A 23,286-nucleotide genomic window follows, 5' to 3' on the forward strand; every position below is an offset into this window, starting at 1 on the left:
GGGGCCTGGCAGGTGGCGGGCCCGTGCTGATTCGCGACACCCGGTCCCGCGTTGCCACGTGGGTCGACGGGCGGTCGACACCATTAGAAACGTACTTGGGGGAGTTGAAACGATGTCCTTGATCCAGACCACCGGGCGCCTGCGCTACGCCGCACCGCTGCTGCTCATCGTCGCGCTGGCGGCATGCTCCAAGCAGGACGAGGCCGCCGCACCCGCGTCAACGCCTGCCGCCACGCCCGCCGCGCCGCCACCGCCCGCCGTGTCGGCACAGGTCCAGGCGATGGACGCCGACGCACTGCGCGACGCCGCCACCAAGGCGCTGCGCGAAAACCGCATCTATGCGCCGGGTGGCGACAACGCCATGGAGTACTACCTGGCCCTGCGCGACAAGCTGCCGAACGATCCGGGCGTCACCAGCGCACTGACCGATCTGATGCCGTACACGCTGATCGCCGCCGAGCAGAGCATCGCGCGCGAAGAGTTCACCGAGGCCCAGCGCCTGTCGGCGATCATCCAGAAGGCGGATCCGAAGGCGCCGGCGTTGCCGCGCCTGCAGCAGAGCATCGCCGCCGCGCAGCAGGCGGTCGCCCAGCGCAGCGTGACCGACGAAGAGAACAAGACGAAGGCCGCCGAGGATGCACGGCTGAAAGAACAGCAGCGCCTGGCCCAGCAGGCCGAACAGCAGCGCGCCACCGAGGCCGCCGCCGCCCAGCAGCTGGCCCAGCAGCAGGAAGCGGCACGTGCGGAAGCGGCGCGCCAGGAGACCGAGCGCCAGGCCACGGCCCAGCGCGAGGCCGCCGAACGCCAGGCCGCTGCGGCCCGCGCCGCCGTTCCCGCGGCCGCCCAGGCGCAGTCCCTGCGCGCGGTCAGCACGCCGGCACCGCGCTATCCGCCGGAAGCATTGCGTTCGGGCACGAGCGGTGAAGTGCTGGTGGAGATCACCGTCGGCACCGACGGCTCCGTGACCAACGCCCGCGTGGTGCGCGCCAACCCGGCGCGTGTGTTCGATCGCGAGGCGCTCAATGCGGTGCGCCGTTGGCGCTTCGAACCGGTCGATGCACCGGTCACCACGCGCCGTACGATCGGCTTCAGCCCGGGCTGATCGCAGAGAAGCGGGAAGACGCGAAACGCCGGCCTCGTGCCGGCGTTTCCTTTTTGCGTCGGCGATCTCGACTAACAGAAGACGATCAGCACTGGACGTCGGCAGGGACGACGCTTACTGTGCCGCCGCCCGCACGACGGGCGAACACCACAACAACACGGAAGGATTCCATGAAGCGATTCACTGTTGCCGGCGCGGTTGCGCTGGCGTGCCTCAGCCTCTCGTCCACCGCCGCCGCCACCGAGGCGGGTCAATGGTACGGACGCTTCGAGATCGGCCACAGCGATCTGAAGATCGAGGTCGACGGGTTCAGCGCCGACGATACCGATACCGTCTACGGCCTGCGCATCGGCCACTACTTCACCCCCAATGTCGCGATGGAAGGCTTCTATTCCATCCTCGGCGACCGCTCGGTCGAGGGCGTGTCGCACGACATGGACGTCGCCGGCCTCGGCGTCGTCGGCAAGAAGAACTTCGGCGCCGACAACACCGGCTTCTTCATCGCCGGTCGCGCGGGCGCGCAGAGCGTCAACACCAAGCTGAGCGCGGGCGGCTACCGTCTGCGCGAGCGCTCGACCAAGCCGTACGTCGGCGTGGGCGCGGGCTACGACTTCGACCACCACAACGGCCTGAGCCTGAACTACGACTACAACACCGGCGACCTGTTCAACGCCGACGTCACCGCGCATACGCTGACGCTGGGATACGAATACCGCTTCTGAGTGAAAAAAAACGGCCACCGCGAGGTGGCCGTTTCCGTTGTGGCAATCGACGACGGTCAGCCGGCGATGGCCAGCTTCTCCTGGTGGTAGCGGCGCACGGCCGCGAACCACAGCAGCGCCGCCACGCCGAACGCCGCGGCGATGTAGATGCCCCAGGTCTGCGGGCCGATGTACTCGTTGCGGATGACCTTCAGCAGCAGCTGGTTCTGCGCCAGGAACGGCACGGCGAACTGCCACGGCTGGCTCTTCAGCGGATTGGCCATCAGCGCGAAGGTCGGGATCATCGGCAGCAGCATCAACCAGGTCATGTGGCTCTGGGCTTCCTTCATGCTCTTGGCCGACGCCGCCAGGTAGGTCAGCAGCGAGGTGCCGATGAACAGCATCGGCAGCAGGATCAGCAGCATCTTCGCCATCGACAGGAACGACACGTTCAACTGCCGGCCCAGCGTGCCCGCGAACTGCGCGCTGAACTTGAACGCCAGCAGCGTCAGCAGCAGCGTGGTCAGGCCGATCACGCACGCGGCGGCGATCTTGCCGCTGACCACGGCGCTGCGTGGCGCCGGCGTGGCCAGCAACGGCTCCAGCGATTGCCGTTCGCGTTCGCCTGCCGTTGCATCGAGGATCAGGTAGGCGCCACCGATGAAGGACGTCAGGATCAGCAGGTAGGGCAGCAGCACCGACAGCAGCATGCCCTGCTTGGCTTCGGGCGTGGCCAGGTCCTGCATGCCGACGTTCACCGGCCGCGCGACCGACGCATCCACACCGCGCGCGAGCAGGCGCAGCGCGCCGACCTGCTGGCTGTAGGCCGACAGCGCGGCGTTGACGCGCTGGGTGGGGATGTCGGCATCGCGGCGCGTGCTGTCGCGCAGGATCTCGACCAGCGCGGGACGGCCATTGCGCCAGTCGTCCGCGTAGCCGGGATCGATGCGCAGCGCCACGTCGATCTCCTGCGAGCGGATCGCGGCATCCAGGTTGTCCGGCGCCTTGCCGGCGGTGATGCCGTTGGTGGCGAGGAACTTCACCAGGTTCGGCGCGTGTTCGGCGCCCACCATCGGGATCTCCAGCGTCTTGTCGACCTGGGTGCGGATGCGGTTCTCGGTCAGGTAGCCCATGCCCAGCATCAGCGCCGGATAGAGCAGCGGGCCGAGGAACAGCGCCAGTGCCAGCGTGCGGCGGTCGCGCGACAGGTCGCGCAGCTCCTTGCGCATCACCGTGAAGACAGTACGGAACATGTTCATGCCAGCAGGCCCTCCTCCGACCCGATCACCTTGACGAAGGCATCCTCCAGATTGTCCTCGCCCGCCTGCGCACGCAGTTCGTCGGCGGTACCCGCGGCGACCACGGTACCCTTGGCGATGATGACGATGCGGTCACACAGCGCCGCGACCTCCTGCATGATGTGGCTGGAGAAGATCACGCAGCGGCCCTCGTCGCGCAGCTGGCGCAGGAAGCCGCGCATCGCGCGCGTCGTCATCACGTCCAGGCCGTTGGTGGGTTCGTCGAGGATGACGTTGCGCGGGTCGTGCACCAGCGCGCGCGCGATCGCGGTCTTGGTGCGCTGGCCCTGGCTGAAGCCTTCGGTCTGGCGGTCGAGGATGTCGCCCATGTCCAGCGCTTCCGACAGCGCCTTCGTACGGTCGGTGATCTGTTTCGACGACAGCCCGTGCAGCTCGCCGAAGTAGGCGATGTTCTCGCGTGCGGTCAGGCGCTTGTACACGCCGCGCGCGTCGGGCAGCACGCCCAGCGCACGGCGTACCGCGACGGGTTCGCGCGCGGTATCCAGGCCGTCCACGCGGACTTCGCCACGGTCGGGCGTCATCAGCGTGTAGAGCATGCGCATGGTGGTGGTCTTGCCGGCGCCGTTGGGGCCGAGCAGGCCGGTGATCTGGCCGTCGTGGGCGGTGAAGCTGACGCCGTCCACGGCGGTGACCGTTCCGGTCTTGGTCTTGAAGGACTTGTGCAGGTCGTTGGCGATGATCATTCGGTCATGTCCATTGAAAGTGGCGGGCGCGCGGTGCGCGGCTCACGGCTCCCAGCCGTTGAAGCTGGTGAAGGGCGGCACGTAGTCCAGGCTGTCGAGGCAGGTCGCGTCGAGGTCCTTGGCGTTCGCCGTTTCCAGGAAGCGGCCCAGCAGCTTGGGCATGCAACCGACGGCGAACGTGCCGTGGCCCTGGCCCTTCAGCGTCAGATGGCGGCCGTTGGACAGCGTGCGCAACACCTGCTCGCCGTAGCGCGGCGGCGTGACCGGATCCAGCTCGCCGGAGGTGACCAGCGTGGGGATGTCGGACGTCCACGCGGTATGGAAGTCGGCCGGGCGCTTGCCGGTCGGCCACGCGGTGCACTGCGTCTTCAGCGTGTCGCCCAGCAGGCTGCCCAGCACGGTGTCGGTGTCGGCGGGATCGGCCTTCAGCAGGTCGGCATCCTCCGCGCAGATCACAGACAACTGCATGCCATGCATGAACTGGTCGCCGACCTGGGTCTCCAGCAGCTTGGCCAGCGACATCAGCGAACCGTAGCGGCCCTGCTGCGCTTCGTTGAGGACCAGCGGCAACAGCGCCGCGCCCTGCGGGTAGTACGAGTACATGCGGGTGATGCCGGCGACCGTGCCCGCGGTCACCTGGCCGGTGACCAGCTCGCCGGTCGAAGGATCGCGGTACTCGGTGTCCACGGGCGTCGCAGCCAAACGTGTCATCAACGCGCGCAGCTGGCCGCGCAGGTCGTCGCCGAAGCGGTCCTTGCAGGTCGGCGTCGCCTGGCAGCGCTGGAACTGCAAGGCCAGCGCCGCGTCCAGGTTGCGCGCATGCTCGCTGCCGAGCACCAGTTCGTTCGGCACCACGCCATCGATCACCACCGCGCGCGTGCTGTCGGGATGGCGCATCGCGTACTGCTGCGCCACGCGCGTGCCATAGGAACCGCCAACCAGGTTGATCTTCGCCGCGCCCAGCGCCTTGCGCACGCTGTCCAGGTCGCGCACGGCATCGGTGGTGGTGTAGAAGCGCGGATCGGCCTGCAGCGACGCAGCGCAGTCGCGGGCGAACGCGACCGCCGCGGCCTCGCTGGCGTCATCCGCATCCGCGTAGGTATTGCGACCTGCTTCGTCCTTGCACGCCAGCGGGTTCGACTTGCCGGTGCCGCGCTGGTCGACCAGCACGATGTGCCGTGACTTGCGCACCTCGCGGAAGGCCGCGTCGATGGCCGGCCAGACCTGCACGGCCGCCTGTCCCGGGCCGCCGGCGAGGAAGAACACCGGGTCTTCGGTCGCCGCGCCTTCGTTGGTGGCCGGCAGCCACGCGATGTTCAATGCGACCTTGCGGCCCTCGGGCTTGGCCGGATCCTCGGCCACGTCGTAGGTTGCGCACTGCGCTTCCACGGTCGTGGTCAGGTAGGGCGCGGTCAGCGTGCAGGGCTTGAAGGCGATGTCGCCGTAGTGACGCACGGCCTGCTGGTCGGGGCCGGTGGCGGTGCCGTTGCAGCCGGCCAGCAGCAGCGCGCCCAGCGCGGTCGCGAGTGATCGATGAAGAAGTGCCATGTATCAGTTCCGTTGGAGGCGGGTCCCAGCATGCCATGACGATGCTGCGGGACGGATGTGACCAACGGTCTGTATGAGGCGTGGCCCCGAGGCCTATTTGCTGGAGACGTATTTCTCGCGCCGGATCTGGGGCACCGGCAGGCCGTGTCCCTTCAGCGCCTCGAAGCAGGCATCGACCATGTCGGGATTGCCGCACAGGTAGGCGATGTCGCGCGCGGCATCCGGCAAGAATTCGGCCAGGTGCTGCTGCACATAGCCCTGGCGGACGTCGGCATGCGGATCGGCCGGCAGCTCGCGCGACAGGCAGGGCACGTAGCGGAAGCCGGGGTGCGCGTCGGCGAAGGCCCGGAAGTCGTCGCCGTACAGCAGCTCGGTCGGCGTGCGCGCGCCCTGCAGCAGCACGACCTCTACGCCGCGCTCGGCCATCAGTGCTTCCAGTTGCGGCAGCATCGAACGGTATGGCGTGACGCCGGTGCCGGTGGCGATCAGCAGGTAGCGCGCATTGCGGTCGCCCGGCATCAGGCAGAAGCGGCCGAACGGGCCGCTGGCTTCCACGTGGCCGCCGTCGGGCAGGCCCTCGAACAGCGCGGTCGCCGCACCACCGGGCACGTAGCTGACCGCGATCTCCACCGCTTCGCCCGGGCCCATCGCATGGTCGTGGATCGTGGCCAGCGAATAGCTGCGCTTGGTGGCGGTGCCGTCCGCGTAGCTGAAATGCACCTGGATGAACTGGCCGGGGATGAAGTCCAGCGGCAGGCCATCGTCGCGCACGAAGCTGTAGTGACCCACGCTGGGCGCCAGCATGCGGCGGCCGACGAGCTTCAGGGGAAAGGGAGCGATGGCCAAAGCGACTGGAACACTGTGTGGCCCGGGGCGGCCCCGGCGAGGCGCCTATAATAAGCGCTCGCCCTCCCACCGCGCCCCCGCGCGCATCGCAAGGCTCCCATGGCGTCTCCTTCCGCGGCCTCCGCCGCACCCCCCGCGCTGGCCATCACCGACCTGCGCAAGGTCTACGACACCGGCGTGCAGGCCCTCAAGGGCGTGTCGCTGCAGGTCGAACCCGGCGACTTCTTCGCCCTGCTCGGCCCGAATGGCGCCGGCAAGTCCACGCTCATCGGCATCGTCAGCTCGCTGGTCAACAAGAGCAGCGGCCAGGTCGGCGTATTCGGCGTGGACATCGACCAGGACCGCGACGGCGCCATGCGCCTGCTGGGCCTGGTGCCGCAGGAGATCAACTTCAACATGTTCGAGAAGCCGCTGGACATCTGCGTGAACTACGCGGGGTTCTACGGCATCCCGCGCGCCGAGGCGCTGCTGCGCGCCGAAGAGGAGCTCAAGCGCGCGCAGCTGTGGGAAAAGGCCCACGTGATGAGCCGCACGCTCTCCGGCGGCATGAAGCGCCGGCTGATGATCGCCCGCGCCATGATGACCCGGCCGAAGCTGCTGATCCTCGACGAGCCCACCGCCGGCGTCGACATCGAGATCCGCCGCGGCATGTGGAAGACGCTGAAGGACATCAACGCCGCCGGCACCACCATCATCCTGACCACGCATTACCTGGAGGAGGCCGAGAGCCTCTGCCGCAACCTCGCCATCATCGACCACGGCGTGATCGTGGAGCAGGGCCCGATGCGTGCGCTGCTGGCCAAGCTGGACGTGGAAGGCTTCCTGTTCGACATCGACGGCGACCTGCCGGCGCAGCTGCCGGTGATCGAGGGCACGACCTTGGTCGCCAACGACGCGCATACGCTGGACCTGGACATGCCGCGTGCGATGGACCTCAACCGCGTGTTCGCCGCGCTCAACGAGGCCGGCATCCGCGTGCGCTCGATGCGTACCAAGAGCAACCGCCTGGAGGAACTGTTCGTGCGCATGACGGGCAATGGCGACGCCAACAAGGAGAAGGCGGCATGAGTTCCCCGAACATGGTCGCCCTCGGCACCATCGTCCGCCGCGAGGTCGCCCGCATCCTGCGCATCTGGGGCCAGACCCTGGTGCCGCCGGCCATCACCATGACCCTGTACTTCCTGATCTTCGGCGGCCTGATCGGACGGCAGATCGGCGACATGGGCGGCTACACCTACATGGAGTTCATCGTGCCGGGCCTGGTGATGATGAGCATCATCCAGAACAGCTACGGCAACATCTCGTCCTCGTTCTTCGGCGCCAAGTTCGGCCGCCACGTCGAGGAACTGCTGGTCAGCCCGATGCCGAACTGGGTGATCCTGCTCGGCTACGTCACCGGCGCCGTGCTGCGCGGCCTGATGGTCGGCGCCATCGTGCTGGTCATCGCGATGTTCTTCACCCAGGTGCGCATCCCGCATCCGCTGGTGACCATCACCACCGTGCTGCTGGGCGCGACGATCTTCTCGCTGGCCGGCTTCGTCAACGCGGCCTATGCGAAGAAGTTCGACGACATCGCCATCGTGCCGACCTTCATCCTGACCCCGCTGACCTACCTGGGCGGCGTGTTCTATTCGGTCAAGCTGCTGCCGCCATGGGCGGAAGCGCTGACCCACGCCAACCCGATCTTCTACATGGTCAACGCGTTCCGCTACGGCCTGCTGGGCAGCAGCGACGTGCCGCTGTGGATCGCCTACGCGCTGATGCTGGCGTTCGTCGTCGGCCTGGCCGCGCTCGGTCTGTGGCTGCTGAAGAAGGGCGTGGGGCTGCGCAGCTGATGCGGCTGCTCGTGCTGGGCGCCGGTGGCACCGGCGGGTATTTCGGCGGCCGGCTCGCGCAGGCCGGCGCCGACGTGACGTTCCTTGTCCGTCCCGCGCGCGCGGCGCTGCTGCGCGAGCGCGGCCTGCGCATCCGCAGCCCGCTCGGTGATGCCGACCTGCCGGTGCAGATAACGACAGCAGACGAGCTGGCCCAGGCCGCACCGTTCGACCTGGTGCTGCTGAGTGCCAAGGCCTACGACCTGGACAGCGCAATGGACGCCATCGCGCCGGCCGTCGATGCGGGAGCGGCCGTGCTGCCGCTGCTCAACGGCCTGCGCCACTACGACGCGCTGGATGCACGCTTCGGTTTCGACCACGTGTTGGGCGGTCTCTGCTTCATCAGTGCGGCGCTGGGCGCCGACGGCGAAATCCTGCACCTGGGCAAGCCGGCCTCGGTGACGTTCGGCGAACGCGCGGACCAGGCGCCGGACGCGCGCCTGCAGGCGCTGGCCGCGGCTTGTGCGCAGGCCGGCATCGACCACGCGCACACAGCGGACATCGCGCAGGCGCAGTGGGTGAAGTACAGCTTCCTCACCGCGCTGGCGGCGGGCACCTGCGCGATGCGTGCGCCGATCGGCACCATCGTGGCGGGCGAGGGCGGTTCGGAGTTCATGGACGCGCTGTACGGGGAATGCCTGGCCGTGGCGGCCGCATCCGGCCAGCCGGTGCCTGCACCCGCGCAGGCGACCGCGCGCGAGACGCTCACCACCGCCGGCTCGCCGATGAAGGCTTCGATGCTGCGCGACCTGGAAGCCGGCCAGCGCGTCGAAGCCGCGCACATCGTCGGCGACATGTGCCATCGTGCCGCCGCGCACGGGATCGCCACCCCGCGCCTGCGCGCAGCTTGGGTGCATCTGCAGGCGTACGAAGCACAACGCGCAGCGTGACGGGGACGTTCACGCCGCCCTGACGGCGTGTGCCTCCATGCTGCGCCACCTCTCCGGTGGCGCCGCCATGAAGCACCTGCACAAGATCTTCCTCGCCGGCCACCTGGCCATCATCGCCCTGTTCTTCGCCGCCGCCGTCGCGCTGATCGTGCTGGCCGCGAGCGAACTCTGGCATGGCGTCGTGGTCGCCGGCAGCGACGCCGGCCTGCGTGGCCGCTTCGACAACATCCTCGAGAGCATCGGCATGCTGACCATCGCGCTGGTGGCGCTGGAGCTGGCGCAGACGGTGTTCGAGGAAGAGGTGCAGCGCGACGTCAAGGTCAGCGGACCCACCCGCGTGCGCCGCTACCTGTCGCGCTTCCTCGTCGTCATCGTCATCGCACTGTCGATCGAGACGCTGGTCGCGACGTTCGAACTGATGCACGAGGATCCACGCCAGTTGCCGTACGTCATCGCGATCGGCGGTTCGGCCGCCTTGCTGCTGGTGGCCTGGGGCGTGTTCGTCCACCTCAACCGCAGTGCGGAAGAGCTCGAACCGGAGGCCATGCAGCAGGCAAAGTCCGAGGACAGCAAGGTCGAGTGAGCACGCCGGGCCTCAGCCCGCCGCCGGCAGCCGGAAGAACGCGCGCGCCGTCGCCGTCGTCGCTGCGGCGGTGACCTCGATGTCCTCGCCGCGGTCGCGCGCCAGCTCGGCGACGATGTGGGCCAGGTACATCGGCTCGTTGCGGCGGTGCGAGGGCTGCGGCTTCACCGTGCGGGGCAGCAGGTAGGGCGCGTCGGTCTCGATCATCAGCCGGTTGGCCGGGATGTTCTTCACCAGCTCGCGCAGGTGCAGGCCGCGGCGCTCGTCGCACAGCCAGCCGGTGATGCCGATATGCCAGTCCTGGTCGAGACAGTCGAACAGCTCCTTCCTCGTGCCGGTGAAGCAGTGCACGACGGCCGGCCCCAGCTTGCCGTCGAAGTTCTTCATCATCGCCACGAAATCGTCGTGCGCGTCGCGCTGATGCAGGAATAGGGGCTTGCCGGTGTCCACCGCAATCTGCAGCTGACGCTCGAACGCCCTGCGCTGCGCGGGGCGCGGCGAGAAGTCGCGGAAATAGTCCAGCCCGCATTCGCCCACCGCCACGACCTCCGGGTGCGCATGCAACGCGCGCATCTCGGCATCGCATTCGTCGGTGTACTCGGTGGCGTGGTGCGGGTGCACGCCGGCCGTGGCGAACAGCTCGCCCGCATGCGCCTGCGCCAGCCGCAGCGCGGTCGGCGAGTGCTCGCGGCTGGCGCCGGTGACCACCTGCTGGACCACACCGGCCTCGCGTGCGCGCTGAAGCACCGCGTTGCGGTCGTGGTCGAAGCTTTCGTGGGTGAGGTTGGCGCCGATGTCGATCAAGTCCATGCGCGCATTTTACCGTCCGCCCGTTCACTTGTAGGAGCGCCCTCGGGCGCGATGCTCTTGGGGCGGATTCCGTTGAAGAGCATCGCGCCCGACGGCGCTCCTACAAGGATGGGGTGCAAGCTTTATCCTTGCAGGGCATGCCGTCGCCCATCTTCCCGATCACCCCGCTGCTGCCGGACATCGTCCGCAGCCTGTCCGAGCATCCGCGCCTGGTGCTGGAAGCGCCGCCCGGCGCCGGCAAGACCACGCAGGTGCCGCTGGCGCTGCTGGATCAGCCGTGGCTGCAGGGCCGCAAGATCGTGATGCTGGAACCGCGCCGCGTCGCCGCGCGCGCGGCCGCCGGTTTCATGGCGAAGCAGCGCGGCGAGGCCGTCGGCGGCACGGTCGGTTATCGCATCCGCTTCGAGAACAAGATCGGTCCCGATACGCGGATCGAGGTGGTCACCGAGGGCATCCTGACCCGGATGATCCAGGACGATCCGATGCTCGAGGCCGTCGGCGCGATCCTGTTCGACGAATTCCACGAACGCCACCTCGCCGGCGACCTCGGCCTGGCGCTGGCACTGGACGTACAGGCACAGCTGCGCGAGGACCTGCGCCTCGTCGTCATGTCCGCAACGCTCGATGGCGAGAAGCTGGCGCGCTTCCTCGACGCGCCGCGGCTGAGCAGCGAAGGCCGTGGCTTCCCCGTGCAGGTGGCGCATTTCCCGGCGCGCCGCGACGAGACGCTGGAAGTCCAGGTGCGCCGCGCCGTTGAGCATGCGGAGCAGTCGCACCCCGGCGATGTGCTGGTGTTCCTGCCGGGCCAGCGCGAGATCGCGCGCGTGGAGGCGATGCTGGCCGATGCGCTGCCGCGCGATATCGCGTTGCTCGCATTGCACGGCGAACTGCCTGTCGAAAAGCAGTCCGAAGCATTGCAGCCTGATCCGCAGGGCCGGCGCCGCGTGGTGCTGGCCACCAACGTGGCCGAGTCGTCGGTGACCCTGCCTGGGGTGCGCGTGGTGATCGACAGCGGCCTGGCGCGCGAGCCGTCCTACGATCCGAACAGCGGCTTCTCGCGGCTGGAAGTGGCCAACATCTCGCAGGCCTCCGCCGACCAGCGTGCCGGTCGCGCCGGTCGTGTCGCTGATGGCTGGGCCTACCGCTTGTGGCCACAGTCGCAGCGGCTGGACCCGCAACGGCGGCCGGAGATCGCGCTGGTCGAACTCGGTGCGCTGGCGCTGGAACTGGCCGCCTGGGGCAGCGACGCGCTGCGCTTCGTCGACACGCCGCCGCCCGGTGCGATGAACGCGGCCCGAGACCTGCTGCGCCGCCTCGGCGCGCTGACCACGACGAACGCCATCACCCCGCTCGGTAAACGCATGCTCGCCCTGGGCACGCATCCGCGCCTGGCCGCGATGCTGCTGTCGGCAGGCGAGGGCGACGATCGCGCGCTGGCCTGCGATCTCGCTGCCCTGGTCGAAGCGCGCGATCCGCTGCGCATGGGCGGCGACGCACTGGCCGCGCGCTGGCGCGCGCTGGCCGCGTTCCGTACGGGACGCGCGCCGGGCGACGCGAATCGCTCCGGGCTGGCGGCCATCGACGCCGCCGCCAAGCAATGGCGACGCCGCGTGCGTGAGTCCGTATCGCCGCCTTCTTCGGTCGAGGCGCACCGGCTCGGCGACGTGCTGATGCATGCCTTCCCGGACCGCATCGGCTTCCAGCATCCACAGGACGCACGCCGCTATCTGCTGGCGAACGGTCGCAGTGCGCGGCTGTTCGACGACAGCGCACTGGTCGGCGAACCGTGGATCGTCGTCAGCGAGCTGCGCCACGAGAACCGCGACGCGCTGGTGCAACGTGGCGCGCCGGTGGACGAGCAGCGGTTGCGTCGCGAGTTTACCGACAGCTTCGTCACCGAGGACACCGTGCGCTGGGATGCGGCGCGCCGGGCATTGTCCGCGCAGCGCGAATCGCGCTTCGACCAGATCGTGTTCGATGCCCGCCCCGCCGGCCGCGTCGATCCCGCGCTCGCCGCCGCTGCGTTGACCGATGCCGTGCGCGATCTCGGCCTGGACGCGCTGGCATGGCCCGAGTCGCTGCAGCAATGGCGCGAGCGCGTGCGCTGTCTGCGAGAGTGGATGCCGGATCTCGGCCTGCCCGACCTGTCCGACGACGCGCTGATGGCCACGCTCGACGACTGGCTGAAGCCCGCGTTCGCCGGCAAGACCCGGCTGGAGGCGCTGGGCGAGGACGACCTCGCCAATGCGCTGAAGTCGGGCATGGACTGGTCGCTCCGGCAGCGCATCGACCAGCTCGCGCCCGTGCGCATCACCGTGCCGTCGGGCATGGAGCGACGCATCGAATACGCGCACGGGCAGCCGCCGGTGCTGGCGGTGAAGCTGCAGGAGCTGTTCGGCCTGGCCGATACGCCGCGCGTCGCGGACGGCCGCGTGCCGCTGCTGCTGCACCTGCTGTCCCCGGGCGGCAAGCCACTGCAGGTGACCTCGGACCTGCGCAACTTCTGGAACTCGACCTATGCCGAGGTGAAGAAGGAGATGAAGGGACGGTATCCGAGGCATCCGTGGCCCGACGATCCCTGGAGCGCCCAGGCAACGCATCGGGCGAAACCTCGTGGCACGTAGTGCTTCGTCGAGCGTCGTTCAGCCCGCGGCCAGCGCGCGGTCGCGGAACTAACACCACGTAAACATCCCCGCCCGGACACTGACACCCTACCCACATTCCTACAGGGAAGGTCCCATGAGCAAGCTGACCACCATCACCGACCGTGCGCTGGAACTGGCCAGCCAAGCGGGCACCAGCCTCAAGCACGCCGTGCCGAGCGCGGACAAGTTGCTGCAGACCGGTGCGGCGCTGGGCGTGGCCAAGACCGGTGGCCGCCTCGCGGTAGGTTTCGTGCGCCGCAACCCCGCAGTCGCCGTGGCGACGGGTATCGGCGTCGGCCTGCTGGCGCTGGTGGCCTACCGCAAGCGCAAGCGCGATGAAGCGAACGGCACTATCGAAGGCAAGTCGCGCCGCGTGGAGGCCCGCAAGGTCAACGGCAAGGCGTCCAGCACCGCGCGCAAGACCGGCACGCCGCGCAAGCCGCGCAGCACCGCCCGTTCCGCCGAGAGCTGATCGGGTAGAGGCGCGCGCCCTGCGTCAGAGCGCGTGCCATTCGCCGGGCGATAAGTCTGCCAAGCGCGTGTCGCCCATGGCGACGCGCACCAGCCGCAGGGTAGGCAGTCCGACCGCCGCCGTCATTCGACGGACCTGGCGGTTGCGCCCTTCGGTGATCGTCACCGACAGCCACGCATCCGGCACCGTCTTGCGGAAGCGGACCGGCGGATCGCGCGGCCACAGCGCCGGCGCAGGATCCAGCCGTTCCACTGACGCAGGCCGCGTCGGTCCGTCGTTCAACACCACGCCGCGCCGCAGCGCATCCAGTTGCTGATCCGTCGGCGTGCCTTCCACCTGCACCCAGTACGTTTTCGGTTGCTTGTGGCGCGGATCGGTCAGCCGGTTCGCCAGCGATCCGTCGTCGGTCAGCAGCAGCAAGCCTTCGCTGTCGTAGTCCAGCCGCCCCGCCGCGTAAACGTCCGGCGGAAGGCCAAACTCCGCCAGCGTGCGCCGTGGCGGATCGCTGCGGTCGGTGAACTGGCAGAGCACGTTGAACGGCTTGTTGAACGCGATCAGCATGGACGGGCGGTGCGTTGCGCCACGTTCCCTGCGGAACGTGGCGCCGTCGGGCGCAGGATCAGTGGTGCGGCTTCACGAACCGCAGCGTCATGCGGTCACTCTCGCCGATGGCCTGGTACTTGGCGCGCTCGGCTTCCGGGTGGTTGTTCGACGGCGGCAGCGTCCACACGCCGTTCGCGTAATCCTTGGTGTCCTTGGGATTCGCATTGACCTCGCTCTTCGCGTCGAGGCGGAAACCGGCCGATTCCGCCAGCGCGATGACCTGCGCCTCGCTGACGTAGCCGGTGTCGTCGTCGGCCGCGACGTCCTTGTTCGCGCGGTGTTCCACCACGCCCAGTACGCCGCCCGGCTTCAGCACGGCGAAGAAGCCCTTGAACATGCCTTCAGCCTGGCTCGCCTTGCGCCAGTTGTGCACGTTGCGGAACGTCAGCACCACATCGGCGGAGGCCGGCGCACCGAACACCGGCGCCGCGGGGTCGTACTTCACGGTCGTCGCCTTGTCGTACTGCGCGGCACCGTCGGTGAACTTCTTCTGCAGGCCGTCGGCACTGCGCTGGTAATAGTTGCGGCTCTTCTCGGCCACGCTCGCCGGATCGACGACGGCGGCGACGTAGCTGCCGCCGGTCTTCAGGTACGGTGCGAGGACTTCGGCGTACCAGCCGCCACCGGGGGTGATCTCAACCACCGTCTGCGTCGGCTTCACGCCGAAGAACGACAGCGTCTCCTTCGGGTGGCGGTAGACGTCGCGCGCCGTATTCTTCGGATCCCGCCAGCCGCCCTTCAGCGCGGTGTCGAGTGCCGTGGCATCCGCAGCCGACAGTGCGTGGGCGGGTGCGGCCTGCTTGGCCGGCGATGCGGCGAGCACGGGGTGCGCGGCGGCCAGCGCCGCGACGAGTGCCAGGGACAGCGGAATGCGGTTCGTCATGTGTCAGCCCTCCAGAAAGGTGCGCGGAGCCTAGCACGCAGCATGTTCAGCCCGCATGGCGGCTGCCGCATGGCAGGCACGCTTCGTCGCATCCGAGTACTTCGTCGCTAGACTGCAGGTCACTGATGACTCGGGAGCGACGACATGGGCGTCCACGACACAGACCGCAACACCCGCATCGTGCTGGCCGCGCGCCCGCAAGGCGAACCGGAACCCGACGACTTCCTCATCGAGCAGGTGGATCTGCCGGTACCCGCCGACGGCCAGGTACTGCTGCGCAACCGCTACCTGTCGCTGGACCCGTACATGCGTGGGCGCATGAATGCTGGGCGCTCGTATGCGAAACCGGTCGAGATCGGCGAGGTGATGGAGGGCGGCACGGTGTCGGAGGTGATCGACTCGCGCCATCCCGACCTGCAGGTCGGCGACGTCGTGCTGGCGCACGGCGGCTGGCAGACGCATGCCGTCGCTGACGGCCGCACGCTGAAGCGCAAGCTGGACGCGAGCGTCGCGCCGCTGACCACCGCACTGGGCGTGTACGGCATGCCTGGGTTCACCGCCTACGTGGGCCTGCACGAGATCGGCCAGCCGAAGCCCGGCGAAACCGTCGTGGTCGCCGCGGCCAGCGGGCCGGTCGGCGCGACCGTCGGCCAGATCGCGAAGCTGCAGGGTGCGCGCGCCGTCGGCATCGCCGGCGGCGAGCGCAAGCGCGCCTACCTGCAGGACGAACTCGGCTTCGATGTCGCGCTCGACCACCGTGCGCCGGAGTTCGCTGCGCAGCTGCGTGCCGCCTGTCCCGACGGCATCGATGTCTACTTCGAGAATGTCGGTGGCCCCGTATTCGATGCGGTGGTGCCGCTGCTCAACGATTTCGCCCGTGTCCCGGTCTGCGGCCTGGTCGCGCACTACAACGACAGGGCGTTGCCGGCCGGGCCAGATCGTATGGCCTGGCTGATGAGCCAGATCCTCACCCGCCACCTGACGGTACGCGGGTTCATCCAGCATGATTTCATCGCGCTGTATCCGCAGTTCCTGCGCGAGATGGGCGGCTGGCTAAAGGAAGGCAGGATCCGCTGGCGCGAGGATCTCGTCGACGGCCTCGAGAACGCACCGCGCGCGCTGATCGGCCTGCTGCGCGGTGAGAATTTCGGCAAGGTGGTGGTGAAGCTCTGAGCGCGGCGGCTCAGCGCTCGATGCCGTGCTCGGCTTCGTACTTCTGCATCGTCGCGATGGCGTCCAGCATGTACGCGTACCACGCTTCCTCGGTATCGCCGAGCGGACCAATCAGGCGCTCGAAGTCTGGCGTCGATGCGCCACGGGCAAGCAGCTGCTTGTAGGCGGCTGCATGCCTTCCGTTCTGGTAGTGGAACAGGAAGTGGGTCAGGCCCCAGTAGTGCAGGTAGTAGAGGTTGACGTGCCCGTCGATGCCTGGACCGCCACCGTCCAGCAGGTCGCGCAACGGGATGAAGCGAAGGGCGTCGACCTCCGCCTGCCGGTTGCCCGTCAGCTCCATCCGCGACAGCCACCAGATCGGATAGGTCGCCGGATCGCTGCGACCCGGGGTCAGCACGCCGTCCTCCAGCCAGCTCGCACCCAGGTAACCCGCGACACCCTCGTTGGCCCATGCGGGCAATCGCCAGCCGGCGACCTCGGTGTTCAACTGATGCACAGCCTCATGCAGCATCCAGTGGTACGGGTTCGGTCGTCCGTCGCCGTAGTACGCATAGCAGGCCGGGCGCAGGTAGTAAGCCTCCGCCCAGGGGCGGCTGCGGTTGTTGCGCCGAAACTCCTCGCGATCGGCATACAGCACCAGCGTGAGTGGTCGAGGAGAGGGTCGGATATCGTCGGCGAACAGTTGCATGTACGCCGCATGCAGGTTCTCGACCGCGTCCGCGACCTGTCGCGTCTGATCCGGTGTCGCCGTACTGTGGACACGGTAATGCGACGTCTCCAGCAGTGTCGCGCCTGCGGGAATCCGTGCCGCCGATGCTGGTGCAGGAGCGGCCGCAGGCTCGGGGGCGCGAGCGCTGCCACGCCATGCTGCCGGCGACCAGCGCCAGTGCGGCCAGCGCCGCTGAGACCATGACGACACGGCGCGTCATGCCGCCGGCGGCACCGGCAAACGGACATTCATCAGCGTGGGATCGTCGGGATCCAGCTTCACCGCGAAGCCGAGGCTTTCGCACATCGCCAGCATGGTGCGGTTCTCGCGCAGCACCTGGCCTTCGATGATCTTCAGGCCCTGCCACTGCGCGTACTCGATCATGATCTGCATCAGCTTCCAGCCGATGCCGTGGCCCTTGAGGTCGGAGCGCACCAGGATGCCGTACTCGCCCTTCTCGTAGTTGGCGTCGGCGTGCAGGCGCACCGCGCCCAGCATCTCGTGCGTGCCGGGATGCACGGCGACCAGTGCGATCGAGCGTGCGTAGTCCAGCTGGGTGAGGCGGGCGATGAACTCGTGGCTGAAGTGGCGCACCGACTGGAAGAAGCGCAGGCGCAGGTCTTCGTCGGTGATGTGGGTGAAGAACTCGCGGAACATCGCGTCGTCTTCCGGGCGCACCGGGCGCACCAGCGCGGGTTGGCCGTCGCCGAGCAGGATCGTGCGTTCCCACTCGGTCGGATACGGGAAGATCGCGAAGCGCGGATGGCCGCGGCCCTTGTGCAGTGCGCGGCCGCGCGCCACCGCGATGCGCGCATCGACGGCCACCACGCCATCGCGGTCAGCCAGCAGCGGATTGATGTCGAGCTGCTGGATCTCAGGAATGTCGGCGGCGAGCTGCGCCAGCTTCACCAGCACCAGCGCGACCGCGGGCTCGTCGGCCGCCGGCACGTCGCGGTACGCCTTCAGCACGCGCGAGACGCGGGTGCGCGCGATCAGCTCATGCGCCAGTCGCAGATCCAATGGTGGCAGCGCGACCGCTTGGTCGTTGATGACTTCCACGGCTGTGCCGCCGCGCCCGAACGCGATGACCGGGCCGAATACCGGATCGTCGGCGATGCCGACGATCAGTTCACGCGCTTTCGGCCGCAGCAGCGTGGGCTGCACCAGCACGCCTTCGATGCGGGCGTCCGGCCGGCGTTCGCGCGCGCGCTGCAGGATGCCGGCGGCGGCCTCGCGCACGGCGTTCGCATTGGGCAGGTTGAGCCGTACGCCATCGACGTCGGACTTGTGCGGGATGTCGGGCGACAGGATCTTGACCGCCACCGTCGCGCCTTCGGCCAGCAAGGGCGCGGCGATGCGGGCCGCGTCGTCGGCACCCTCCGCGCGCCAGACCGGCGCCATCGGGATGCCGTAGGCCGCCAGCAGCTGCATGGTGGCGAGCGGATCCAGCCAGGTCTGGCCGGCGTCCAAGGCCGCATCGACCAGCGCACGCGCCGTATCGACATCGGGGCTGAAGTCCTCCGGCAGGCTGGGCGGCGTTTCCATCAGCGCGGCCTGCACTTCGCGGTGACGGACCAGGTGCATGAAGCCGGCGACCGCGTCGGATTCGTTCGGATAGCGCGGAATCTGCGCGGCATCGAGCACCGCTTCGGCCTGCGGATCGTTACCCAGCCAGACGGTGAAAACGGGTTTGCGCGCGCCATGCGCGGGCCGTTGCGACAAGACGCGGGTGACCGCATGCGCGGCCTCCGACGACGACGACAGCACGGTCGGCACGTTGACCGCGAGCAGCGCATCGTTCTCAGGATCGGCGAGCAGCGCTTCGATCGTGGCGGCGTAGCGGTCGGCGTCGATGTCGGTCAGCAGGTCGACCGGGTTGGTCCGCGACCAGCCCACGGGCAGGATGCGGTCCAGCGCATCGCGGGTGGTCTCCGACAAGGCCGCGAGCGTGCCGCCCTGTTCGTACAGGTGATCGACCGACAGCGCACCGACGCCGCCACCGTTGGTGAGGATCGCCAGGCGGCGGCCCTGGAATGGTCGCACCTGGCCCAAGGTGCGCGCGGCGGCGAACAGCTCGTGCAGCGAGCGCACGCGCAGCAGGCCGGCGCGCCGGAAGGCGGCGCCGTAGACGGCGTTCGGCTTCGCCAGGTTCTGCGTATGCGTGCTGCCGGCCGGCGTGACCCGGGCCGGCACGCCATGTCCGGACTTCACCACGACGACGGGCTTGGTGCGCGCCGCGGCACGCGCCGCCGACATGAACTTGCGTGCATCGCGGATGGTTTCCACGTACAGCAGGATCGCGCGCGTGCGGTGGTCGGTGGCGAAGTAGTCCAGCAGGTCGGCGAAGTCGACATCCAGCGCATCGCCCAGCGACACCACGGCGGAGAAACCGACCGGCTGGCTCATGCTCCATTCGACCAGGCCACCCGAGATGGCGCCCGACTGCGAGATCAGCGCGAGGTCGCCGGCCTTCGGGAAGCGGCTCGCCAGGCTGGCGTTGAGGCGTGCGTGCGGCGCGATCACGCCCAGGCAGTTCGGGCCGAGCACGCGCAGGCCCTTCTCTCGCGTCAGTGCTTCCAGCTGCGCGGCGGGCGAACCGGGGCCGCTGCCCATCGCGGCGGTCAGTACCACCACTGCGCCAGCGCCTTTCTCCACCGCTTCCGCCGCGAGCTGCGGCACGGTCGCCGCAGGCGTGGCGATGACGACCAGGTCCGGCGTCCACGGCAGGTCGCGCAGCTGGCGCGCGATGGCAACGCCGTCCATCGGCGTCGGATGCCTGTTCACCAGCCCGATCCTTCCATCGAAGCCGGCCGCCAGCAGGTTCTCGATCACCGCGCGGCCGACCGAACGGGGGCGCGACTGGCTGCCTACCACCGCGACGGCGCGTGGACGGAAGATCGAATCGAGGCGGTACGTGCTCATGACGGGACAGCGTTCTCCGGATGCCGGCAAGGGTAGCGCGACGTGCGTTGCGCCCGCATGCGCGCCATCACGCCAGCTTCAACGCATCCGGATACGGGGCAGTATCCGGGTATTCGCCGGCGGCGAGATGCGACTGGAGGTCGCGCCACCACGCCGGCCGGAACAGGTCGCCATGCGCGGCCTTAAGCGCCTTCGCCTGCGCGTCGGGCAAGCCGAGGAACTGCGGGAAACGTTCGGGGAAGACGTCGCCGGCATCCACATGGAACCACGGGCCATCGGCCATCTGCTCCTCGTACGTGGTCGGCTGCGGCCAGTCGCGGAATCGACAGTCGGCGACCAGCCGCAGTTCGTCGTAGTCGTAGAACACGACGCGGCCGTGGCGCGACACGCCGAAGTTCTTCAGCAGCATGTCGCCCGGGAAGATGTTGTTGCGCGCCATGTCCTTGATCGCCTGGCCGTAGTCGAGCGCGGCGGTGCGCGCCGCGTCGGGTTTCTGCTCGCGCAGGTACAGGTTCAGCGGTCGTAGGCGTCGCTGCACGTAGCAGAGGTGGATCACCACGTCGTCGCCGTCCTCGCTGAGGCTCTGTCCGCAGCTCTCGCGCAGTTCCTGCAGCAGTGCTGGCGAGAAACGGGCGCGCGGGAAGCGCAGGAAGCGGAACGCCTGCGTATCCAGCAGCCGGCCGACGCGATCGAGGTGGAACACCAGGTCGTACTTGTCCTCCACGTCCTGCCGGCTCATCGCCTTGGGATAGGCGAAGCGGTCGCGGATCACCTTGAACACCAGCGGATAGCTGGGCAGGGTGAACACCGCCATCACCATGCCGGGCGTGCCCTCGGCATGTACCAGCCGTTCGTCCGGATGCGCGTGGAAGTGGTGGAAGAAGGTGCGGTAACGCTCGGTCTTGCCCTGCTTGGCGCGGCCGAGCACGGTGTAGATCTCGTCGATCGGCTTGCCCGGCAGCAGCGAGCGCAGGAACACCACCGCGTCGCCGACCGTCGCCAGGTCGGCGTGGAAGTAGCTGCGCGAGGTGCCGAACAGGTGCGCGACGTCGCCGCGGTGGGTCAGCACGGCTTCCGCCTTCAGCTGGCCGCCGTCGTTGACCAGGGCGATGACGCAGGGCGAGAACCGGTGCTCGCCGAACACGCGCCCGACCAGGTAGGCACGCCGTTCGCGATAGAACACTGTATCCAGCAGCTCGATGCCGCGGACCGGGTTCGCGCCCCAGTGCGCCAGGTCGTCCTGCAGGCGCACGGCGATGGCCGCGGCGCAGCGGGTGCGGTGGGCGTAGGGCACGTCGAACCCGTAGTCGCCGAGCACGCGCGCGAACGTATCCGTCGGCCGCTGTTCTGACACGGCATAGCTGTGGCGCGCGACCGGATGGGTGATCGCATCCGTAGGCTCGACGTCGAGCGCGACGAACTCCAGCGCGGGGTCCACGCCACGGATACGCAGGAAACGGCGGCAGAGGGTGTTGTAGAACGTCTTGTACAGCTCGCGGTCGATCTGTCCCGCGACCAGCGTTTCGAACGCCGCCCGTGCCGTGACCCACAGCGTCCGGTCGTGAGCCTGGCCCAGCAGCGCCGATTGCAGTCGCAGCGCGCATTCGGCGATGCACTGGTCGTACAGCTCGATGCGTTCGACGGCGTCGGCGCGTGCGCCGGCCCAGTCCATCGTCTCGAACCGGCCCTTCGCGCGCTGCGTGATCTCCGCGAACCGCGCGTGGTAGTCCGCGAAAGCGTCGTGGATCAGGCGGGCGATGGCATCGTCGTGGACCATGCGTCCGATGTTAGCCGGCGCGCGCTGGAGTCATCGCGCCACCGCGATGCCGGCCTGCTCCAGCAGCCAGCCGCGCACCTTGCGGAAGCCGGGGTGCGACAGGCTGCGCTCGGGATAGACCAGGTAATGCGCGAAATCGGCCTGCAGCCGCTTCTTCGTCAGCGTCACCAGCCGGCCGGCCTTCACCAGCGGCTCGGCCAGCGTCCAGCGCGCCAGCGCCACGCCAACGCCCTGCGCCGCGGCCTGGTGCAGGGTCTCGGTGTCGTCGAACTGCGCCACATAGCGTGCCGGTGCTTGTCCGCCGAAATGCTCGAACCAGTCCTTCCAGCGGTTGGCCGGGTCGCCGAGCAGCGGCAGCTTCGCCATCTGGTCCGGGGCCGGCTTGCCGTGCTGCTTCACCAGCGCCGGACTGGCCACCGGCGTGATCCATTCGTGGAACAGGAACTCGGCGTGCACGTTCGGCCAGCGGCCACCGCCGAGGCGGAGCGCCAGGTCGACCGGCTCGCGCTCGAAATCGACGACGTGCGTGCTCGACTGCAGGTTGAGGCCGAGCTCGGGATGCGCGGCGAGGAACGCCGGCAGGCGCGGCACCAGCCAGGCCGTGGCCATCGACGGGATCAGGCTGAGCGTCACGGTGTGGTCGTTGCGCAACGTGGCGCGCCGCAGCGCGTGCTCGATGGTATCGAGCGGACCGGAGATCGCGTCGAACAGGCGCTGGCCGTCCGGGGTCAGCTCCACGCCGCGTGGACCGCGCGCCAGCAGCTTGTGGCCCAGCCGCTGCTCCAGCAGCCGCATGCGGTGGCTCAGCGCGCTGACGGTCAGGTGCATGGCTTCCGCCGCACGCGTCAGGTTGCGCAGGCGGGCGGCGGTGACGAACGCATCCACCTGGTCCAGCGGCAGCCGGCTCATCTTGAATCCACCTCAAGGCTGGGTTGCGGAGCTTTCGCTTTTTCGGGAGGAATGATGCGCCTAGCTTGGTAGTCCTTCAAGCCGGACACCGGCGCAACGGAGCAGTCCCATGCAGACCGAAACCAGGAAGCAGTGGTGGCAGCAGCTGGGTGGCATGAGCCAGGGCATGTTGTTCCTGCACGGCCATGTCGCGCATCCCATCGACGACGCGACGCGGATACGGGAAGAGCGCCGCCACCATGCCCATGACGCGGCAGGCAAGGCCAGGCACCAGCGCGCGGTGCAGCGCCTGGGCGAACGCCGGCTGCGCGCGATGACGTCGTTGTCGCTGTTCCGCTGAGCGGCAACGATGCAACGAGGTCTCCGTGTGGGAGCGACGTCAGTCGCGATCGGCCACCGCGGCGGTTCATCGCGACTGACGTCGCTCCCACATCGGCCTGGATGCTGCCGTCAGGCCTTCACGTAGACCCAGGCGTCGCGGCCGGATTTCAGGCGCACCTGCACCCGCGCGTAGTCGGCGACTTCGTAGCGGTCCGCCGCCGCGAGTTCGTCGGCGCTGATGCGGAACACCGTGCCGGCGACTTCGTCGGACGGATCGTCGCTGGGACTGACGATGGGATGGAAGCGTTCGCCGCTGGCGGCGAGCACGTCGGGATCGGTGATCTCCACCATCGTTCGCGCGTAGCCGGTCATCGCATCGGGTTCGCCGTCGAGCCGGCGGCCGAACGAGGACAGCTGCACGCTTTCCAGCTGCAGCGTGCCGTAGGAGAACAGCAGGATGTCGGTGGCGTCGGCCATGGCGGGAGGAATCGGATAGCGGCGGCACGCACGATGGTC

The 23,286-nt window shown here is 68.8% G+C and carries 22 protein-coding genes; 10 read left to right on the forward strand and 12 right to left on the reverse strand.

The features are described from left to right. The first annotated feature begins 112 nt into the window (after positions 1 to 112). Together AC04MD_RS15055 and AC04MD_RS15060 are read left to right on the forward strand one after the other, a co-directional pair. A complete protein-coding gene (locus AC04MD_RS15055; RefSeq protein ID WP_475498083.1) occupies positions 113 to 1,102 on the forward strand; it encodes an energy transducer TonB in 990 nt (329 codons plus the stop codon). A 170-nt stretch (positions 1,103 to 1,272) separates the two neighbouring features. After that, positions 1,273 to 1,824, forward strand: coding sequence for a porin family protein (locus tag AC04MD_RS15060; RefSeq protein WP_475498084.1), 552 nt, complete (start codon positions 1,273 to 1,275; stop codon positions 1,822 to 1,824). Positions 1,825 to 1,880: 56 nt separating this feature from the next. Here AC04MD_RS15060 and AC04MD_RS15065 read toward each other — a convergent pair whose 3' ends face one another. From AC04MD_RS15065 to AC04MD_RS15080, 4 genes are all read right to left on the reverse strand, one after another. Further along, a complete protein-coding gene (locus AC04MD_RS15065; protein ID WP_475498085.1) occupies positions 1,881 to 3,062 on the reverse strand; it encodes an ABC transporter permease in 1,182 nt (393 codons plus the stop codon). Continuing rightward, positions 3,059 to 3,805, reverse strand: a complete 747-nt coding sequence (locus tag AC04MD_RS15070) for an ABC transporter ATP-binding protein (protein ID WP_475498086.1) — start codon at positions 3,803 to 3,805, stop codon at positions 3,059 to 3,061. Before AC04MD_RS15070 ends, AC04MD_RS15065 begins: the two co-directional genes overlap by 4 nt. 42 nt (positions 3,806 to 3,847) lie before the next feature. Then, the gene (locus AC04MD_RS15075) at positions 3,848 to 5,353 is read right to left on the reverse strand and encodes an alpha/beta hydrolase (RefSeq protein WP_475498087.1); all 1,506 of its coding nucleotides are present in this window, start codon (positions 5,351 to 5,353) and stop codon (positions 3,848 to 3,850) included. A 93-nt stretch (positions 5,354 to 5,446) separates the two neighbouring features. Next, a complete protein-coding gene (locus AC04MD_RS15080; RefSeq protein ID WP_475498088.1) occupies positions 5,447 to 6,199 on the reverse strand; it encodes a ferredoxin--NADP reductase in 753 nt (250 codons plus the stop codon). A gap of 99 nt (positions 6,200 to 6,298) precedes the next feature. On the opposite strand from AC04MD_RS15080, the gene AC04MD_RS15085 reads away from it, so the two are divergent. From AC04MD_RS15085 to AC04MD_RS15100, 4 genes are all read left to right on the forward strand, one after another. Next, positions 6,299 to 7,267, forward strand: coding sequence for an ABC transporter ATP-binding protein (locus tag AC04MD_RS15085; protein ID WP_475498089.1), 969 nt, complete (start codon positions 6,299 to 6,301; stop codon positions 7,265 to 7,267). Beyond that, positions 7,264 to 8,034: an ABC transporter permease gene (locus AC04MD_RS15090; RefSeq protein WP_475498090.1), complete on the forward strand. Its 771-nt coding sequence runs from the start codon at positions 7,264 to 7,266 to the stop codon at positions 8,032 to 8,034. The genes AC04MD_RS15085 and AC04MD_RS15090 overlap by 4 nt, the downstream gene beginning before the upstream one ends. Further along, positions 8,034 to 8,963, forward strand: a complete 930-nt coding sequence (gene panE / locus AC04MD_RS15095) for a 2-dehydropantoate 2-reductase (protein WP_475498091.1) — start codon at positions 8,034 to 8,036, stop codon at positions 8,961 to 8,963. Before AC04MD_RS15090 ends, panE begins: the two co-directional genes overlap by 1 nt. 67 nt (positions 8,964 to 9,030) lie before the next feature. Continuing rightward, positions 9,031 to 9,546, forward strand: a complete 516-nt coding sequence (locus AC04MD_RS15100) for a hypothetical protein (protein WP_475498178.1) — start codon at positions 9,031 to 9,033, stop codon at positions 9,544 to 9,546. 12 nt (positions 9,547 to 9,558) lie between these two features. Here AC04MD_RS15100 and AC04MD_RS15105 read toward each other — a convergent pair whose 3' ends face one another. After that, on the reverse strand, positions 9,559 to 10,356 hold the full coding sequence (locus AC04MD_RS15105) for a TatD family hydrolase (protein WP_475498092.1): 798 nt from the start codon (positions 10,354 to 10,356) through the stop codon (positions 9,559 to 9,561). A gap of 137 nt (positions 10,357 to 10,493) precedes the next feature. On the opposite strand from AC04MD_RS15105, the gene hrpB reads away from it, so the two are divergent. Further along, positions 10,494 to 12,980, forward strand: coding sequence for an ATP-dependent helicase HrpB (gene hrpB / locus AC04MD_RS15110; RefSeq protein ID WP_475498093.1), 2,487 nt, complete (start codon positions 10,494 to 10,496; stop codon positions 12,978 to 12,980). A 115-nt stretch (positions 12,981 to 13,095) separates the two neighbouring features. Next, positions 13,096 to 13,473, forward strand: a complete 378-nt coding sequence (locus tag AC04MD_RS15115) for a hypothetical protein (RefSeq protein ID WP_475498094.1) — start codon at positions 13,096 to 13,098, stop codon at positions 13,471 to 13,473. 24 nt (positions 13,474 to 13,497) lie between these two features. Here the strand turns inward: AC04MD_RS15115 and AC04MD_RS15120 are convergent, their stop codons facing one another. Next, positions 13,498 to 14,034, reverse strand: coding sequence for a pseudouridine synthase (locus AC04MD_RS15120; RefSeq protein ID WP_475498095.1), 537 nt, complete (start codon positions 14,032 to 14,034; stop codon positions 13,498 to 13,500). A 58-nt stretch (positions 14,035 to 14,092) separates the two neighbouring features. Beyond that, positions 14,093 to 14,959, reverse strand: a complete 867-nt coding sequence (locus tag AC04MD_RS15125) for a class I SAM-dependent methyltransferase (protein WP_475498096.1) — start codon at positions 14,957 to 14,959, stop codon at positions 14,093 to 14,095. Positions 14,960 to 15,103: 144 nt separating this feature from the next. On the opposite strand from AC04MD_RS15125, the gene AC04MD_RS15130 reads away from it, so the two are divergent. Continuing rightward, positions 15,104 to 16,132 (forward strand): NADP-dependent oxidoreductase, encoded by a 1,029-nt coding sequence (locus AC04MD_RS15130; RefSeq protein WP_475498097.1) that lies wholly within the window; start codon positions 15,104 to 15,106, stop codon positions 16,130 to 16,132. A 10-nt stretch (positions 16,133 to 16,142) separates the two neighbouring features. Here AC04MD_RS15130 and AC04MD_RS15135 read toward each other — a convergent pair whose 3' ends face one another. From AC04MD_RS15135 to AC04MD_RS15150, 4 genes are all read right to left on the reverse strand, one after another. Then, entirely contained in the window at positions 16,143 to 16,820 is a 678-nt protein-coding gene (locus AC04MD_RS15135) for a hypothetical protein (RefSeq protein ID WP_475498098.1), read from the reverse strand. Between the two features lie 237 nt (positions 16,821 to 17,057). After that, entirely contained in the window at positions 17,058 to 19,763 is a 2,706-nt protein-coding gene (locus AC04MD_RS15140; protein ID WP_475498099.1) for a bifunctional acetate--CoA ligase family protein/GNAT family N-acetyltransferase, read from the reverse strand. Between the two features lie 67 nt (positions 19,764 to 19,830). Continuing rightward, the gene (gene aceK / locus AC04MD_RS15145) at positions 19,831 to 21,540 is read right to left on the reverse strand and encodes a bifunctional isocitrate dehydrogenase kinase/phosphatase (protein ID WP_475498100.1); all 1,710 of its coding nucleotides are present in this window, start codon (positions 21,538 to 21,540) and stop codon (positions 19,831 to 19,833) included. Between the two features lie 30 nt (positions 21,541 to 21,570). Continuing rightward, positions 21,571 to 22,449, reverse strand: coding sequence for a LysR substrate-binding domain-containing protein (locus AC04MD_RS15150; RefSeq protein WP_475498101.1), 879 nt, complete (start codon positions 22,447 to 22,449; stop codon positions 21,571 to 21,573). A gap of 109 nt (positions 22,450 to 22,558) precedes the next feature. On the opposite strand from AC04MD_RS15150, the gene AC04MD_RS15155 reads away from it, so the two are divergent. Continuing rightward, positions 22,559 to 22,789, forward strand: a complete 231-nt coding sequence (locus AC04MD_RS15155; protein ID WP_475498102.1) for a hypothetical protein — start codon at positions 22,559 to 22,561, stop codon at positions 22,787 to 22,789. Positions 22,790 to 22,899: 110 nt separating this feature from the next. Here the strand turns inward: AC04MD_RS15155 and AC04MD_RS15160 are convergent, their stop codons facing one another. Further along, positions 22,900 to 23,247: a gamma-glutamylcyclotransferase family protein gene (locus AC04MD_RS15160; RefSeq protein WP_475498103.1), complete on the reverse strand. Its 348-nt coding sequence runs from the start codon at positions 23,245 to 23,247 to the stop codon at positions 22,900 to 22,902. Between the last annotated feature and the right edge of the window lie 39 nt (positions 23,248 to 23,286).

This window comes from Pseudoxanthomonas sp. LjRoot206 (assembly GCF_056175725.1).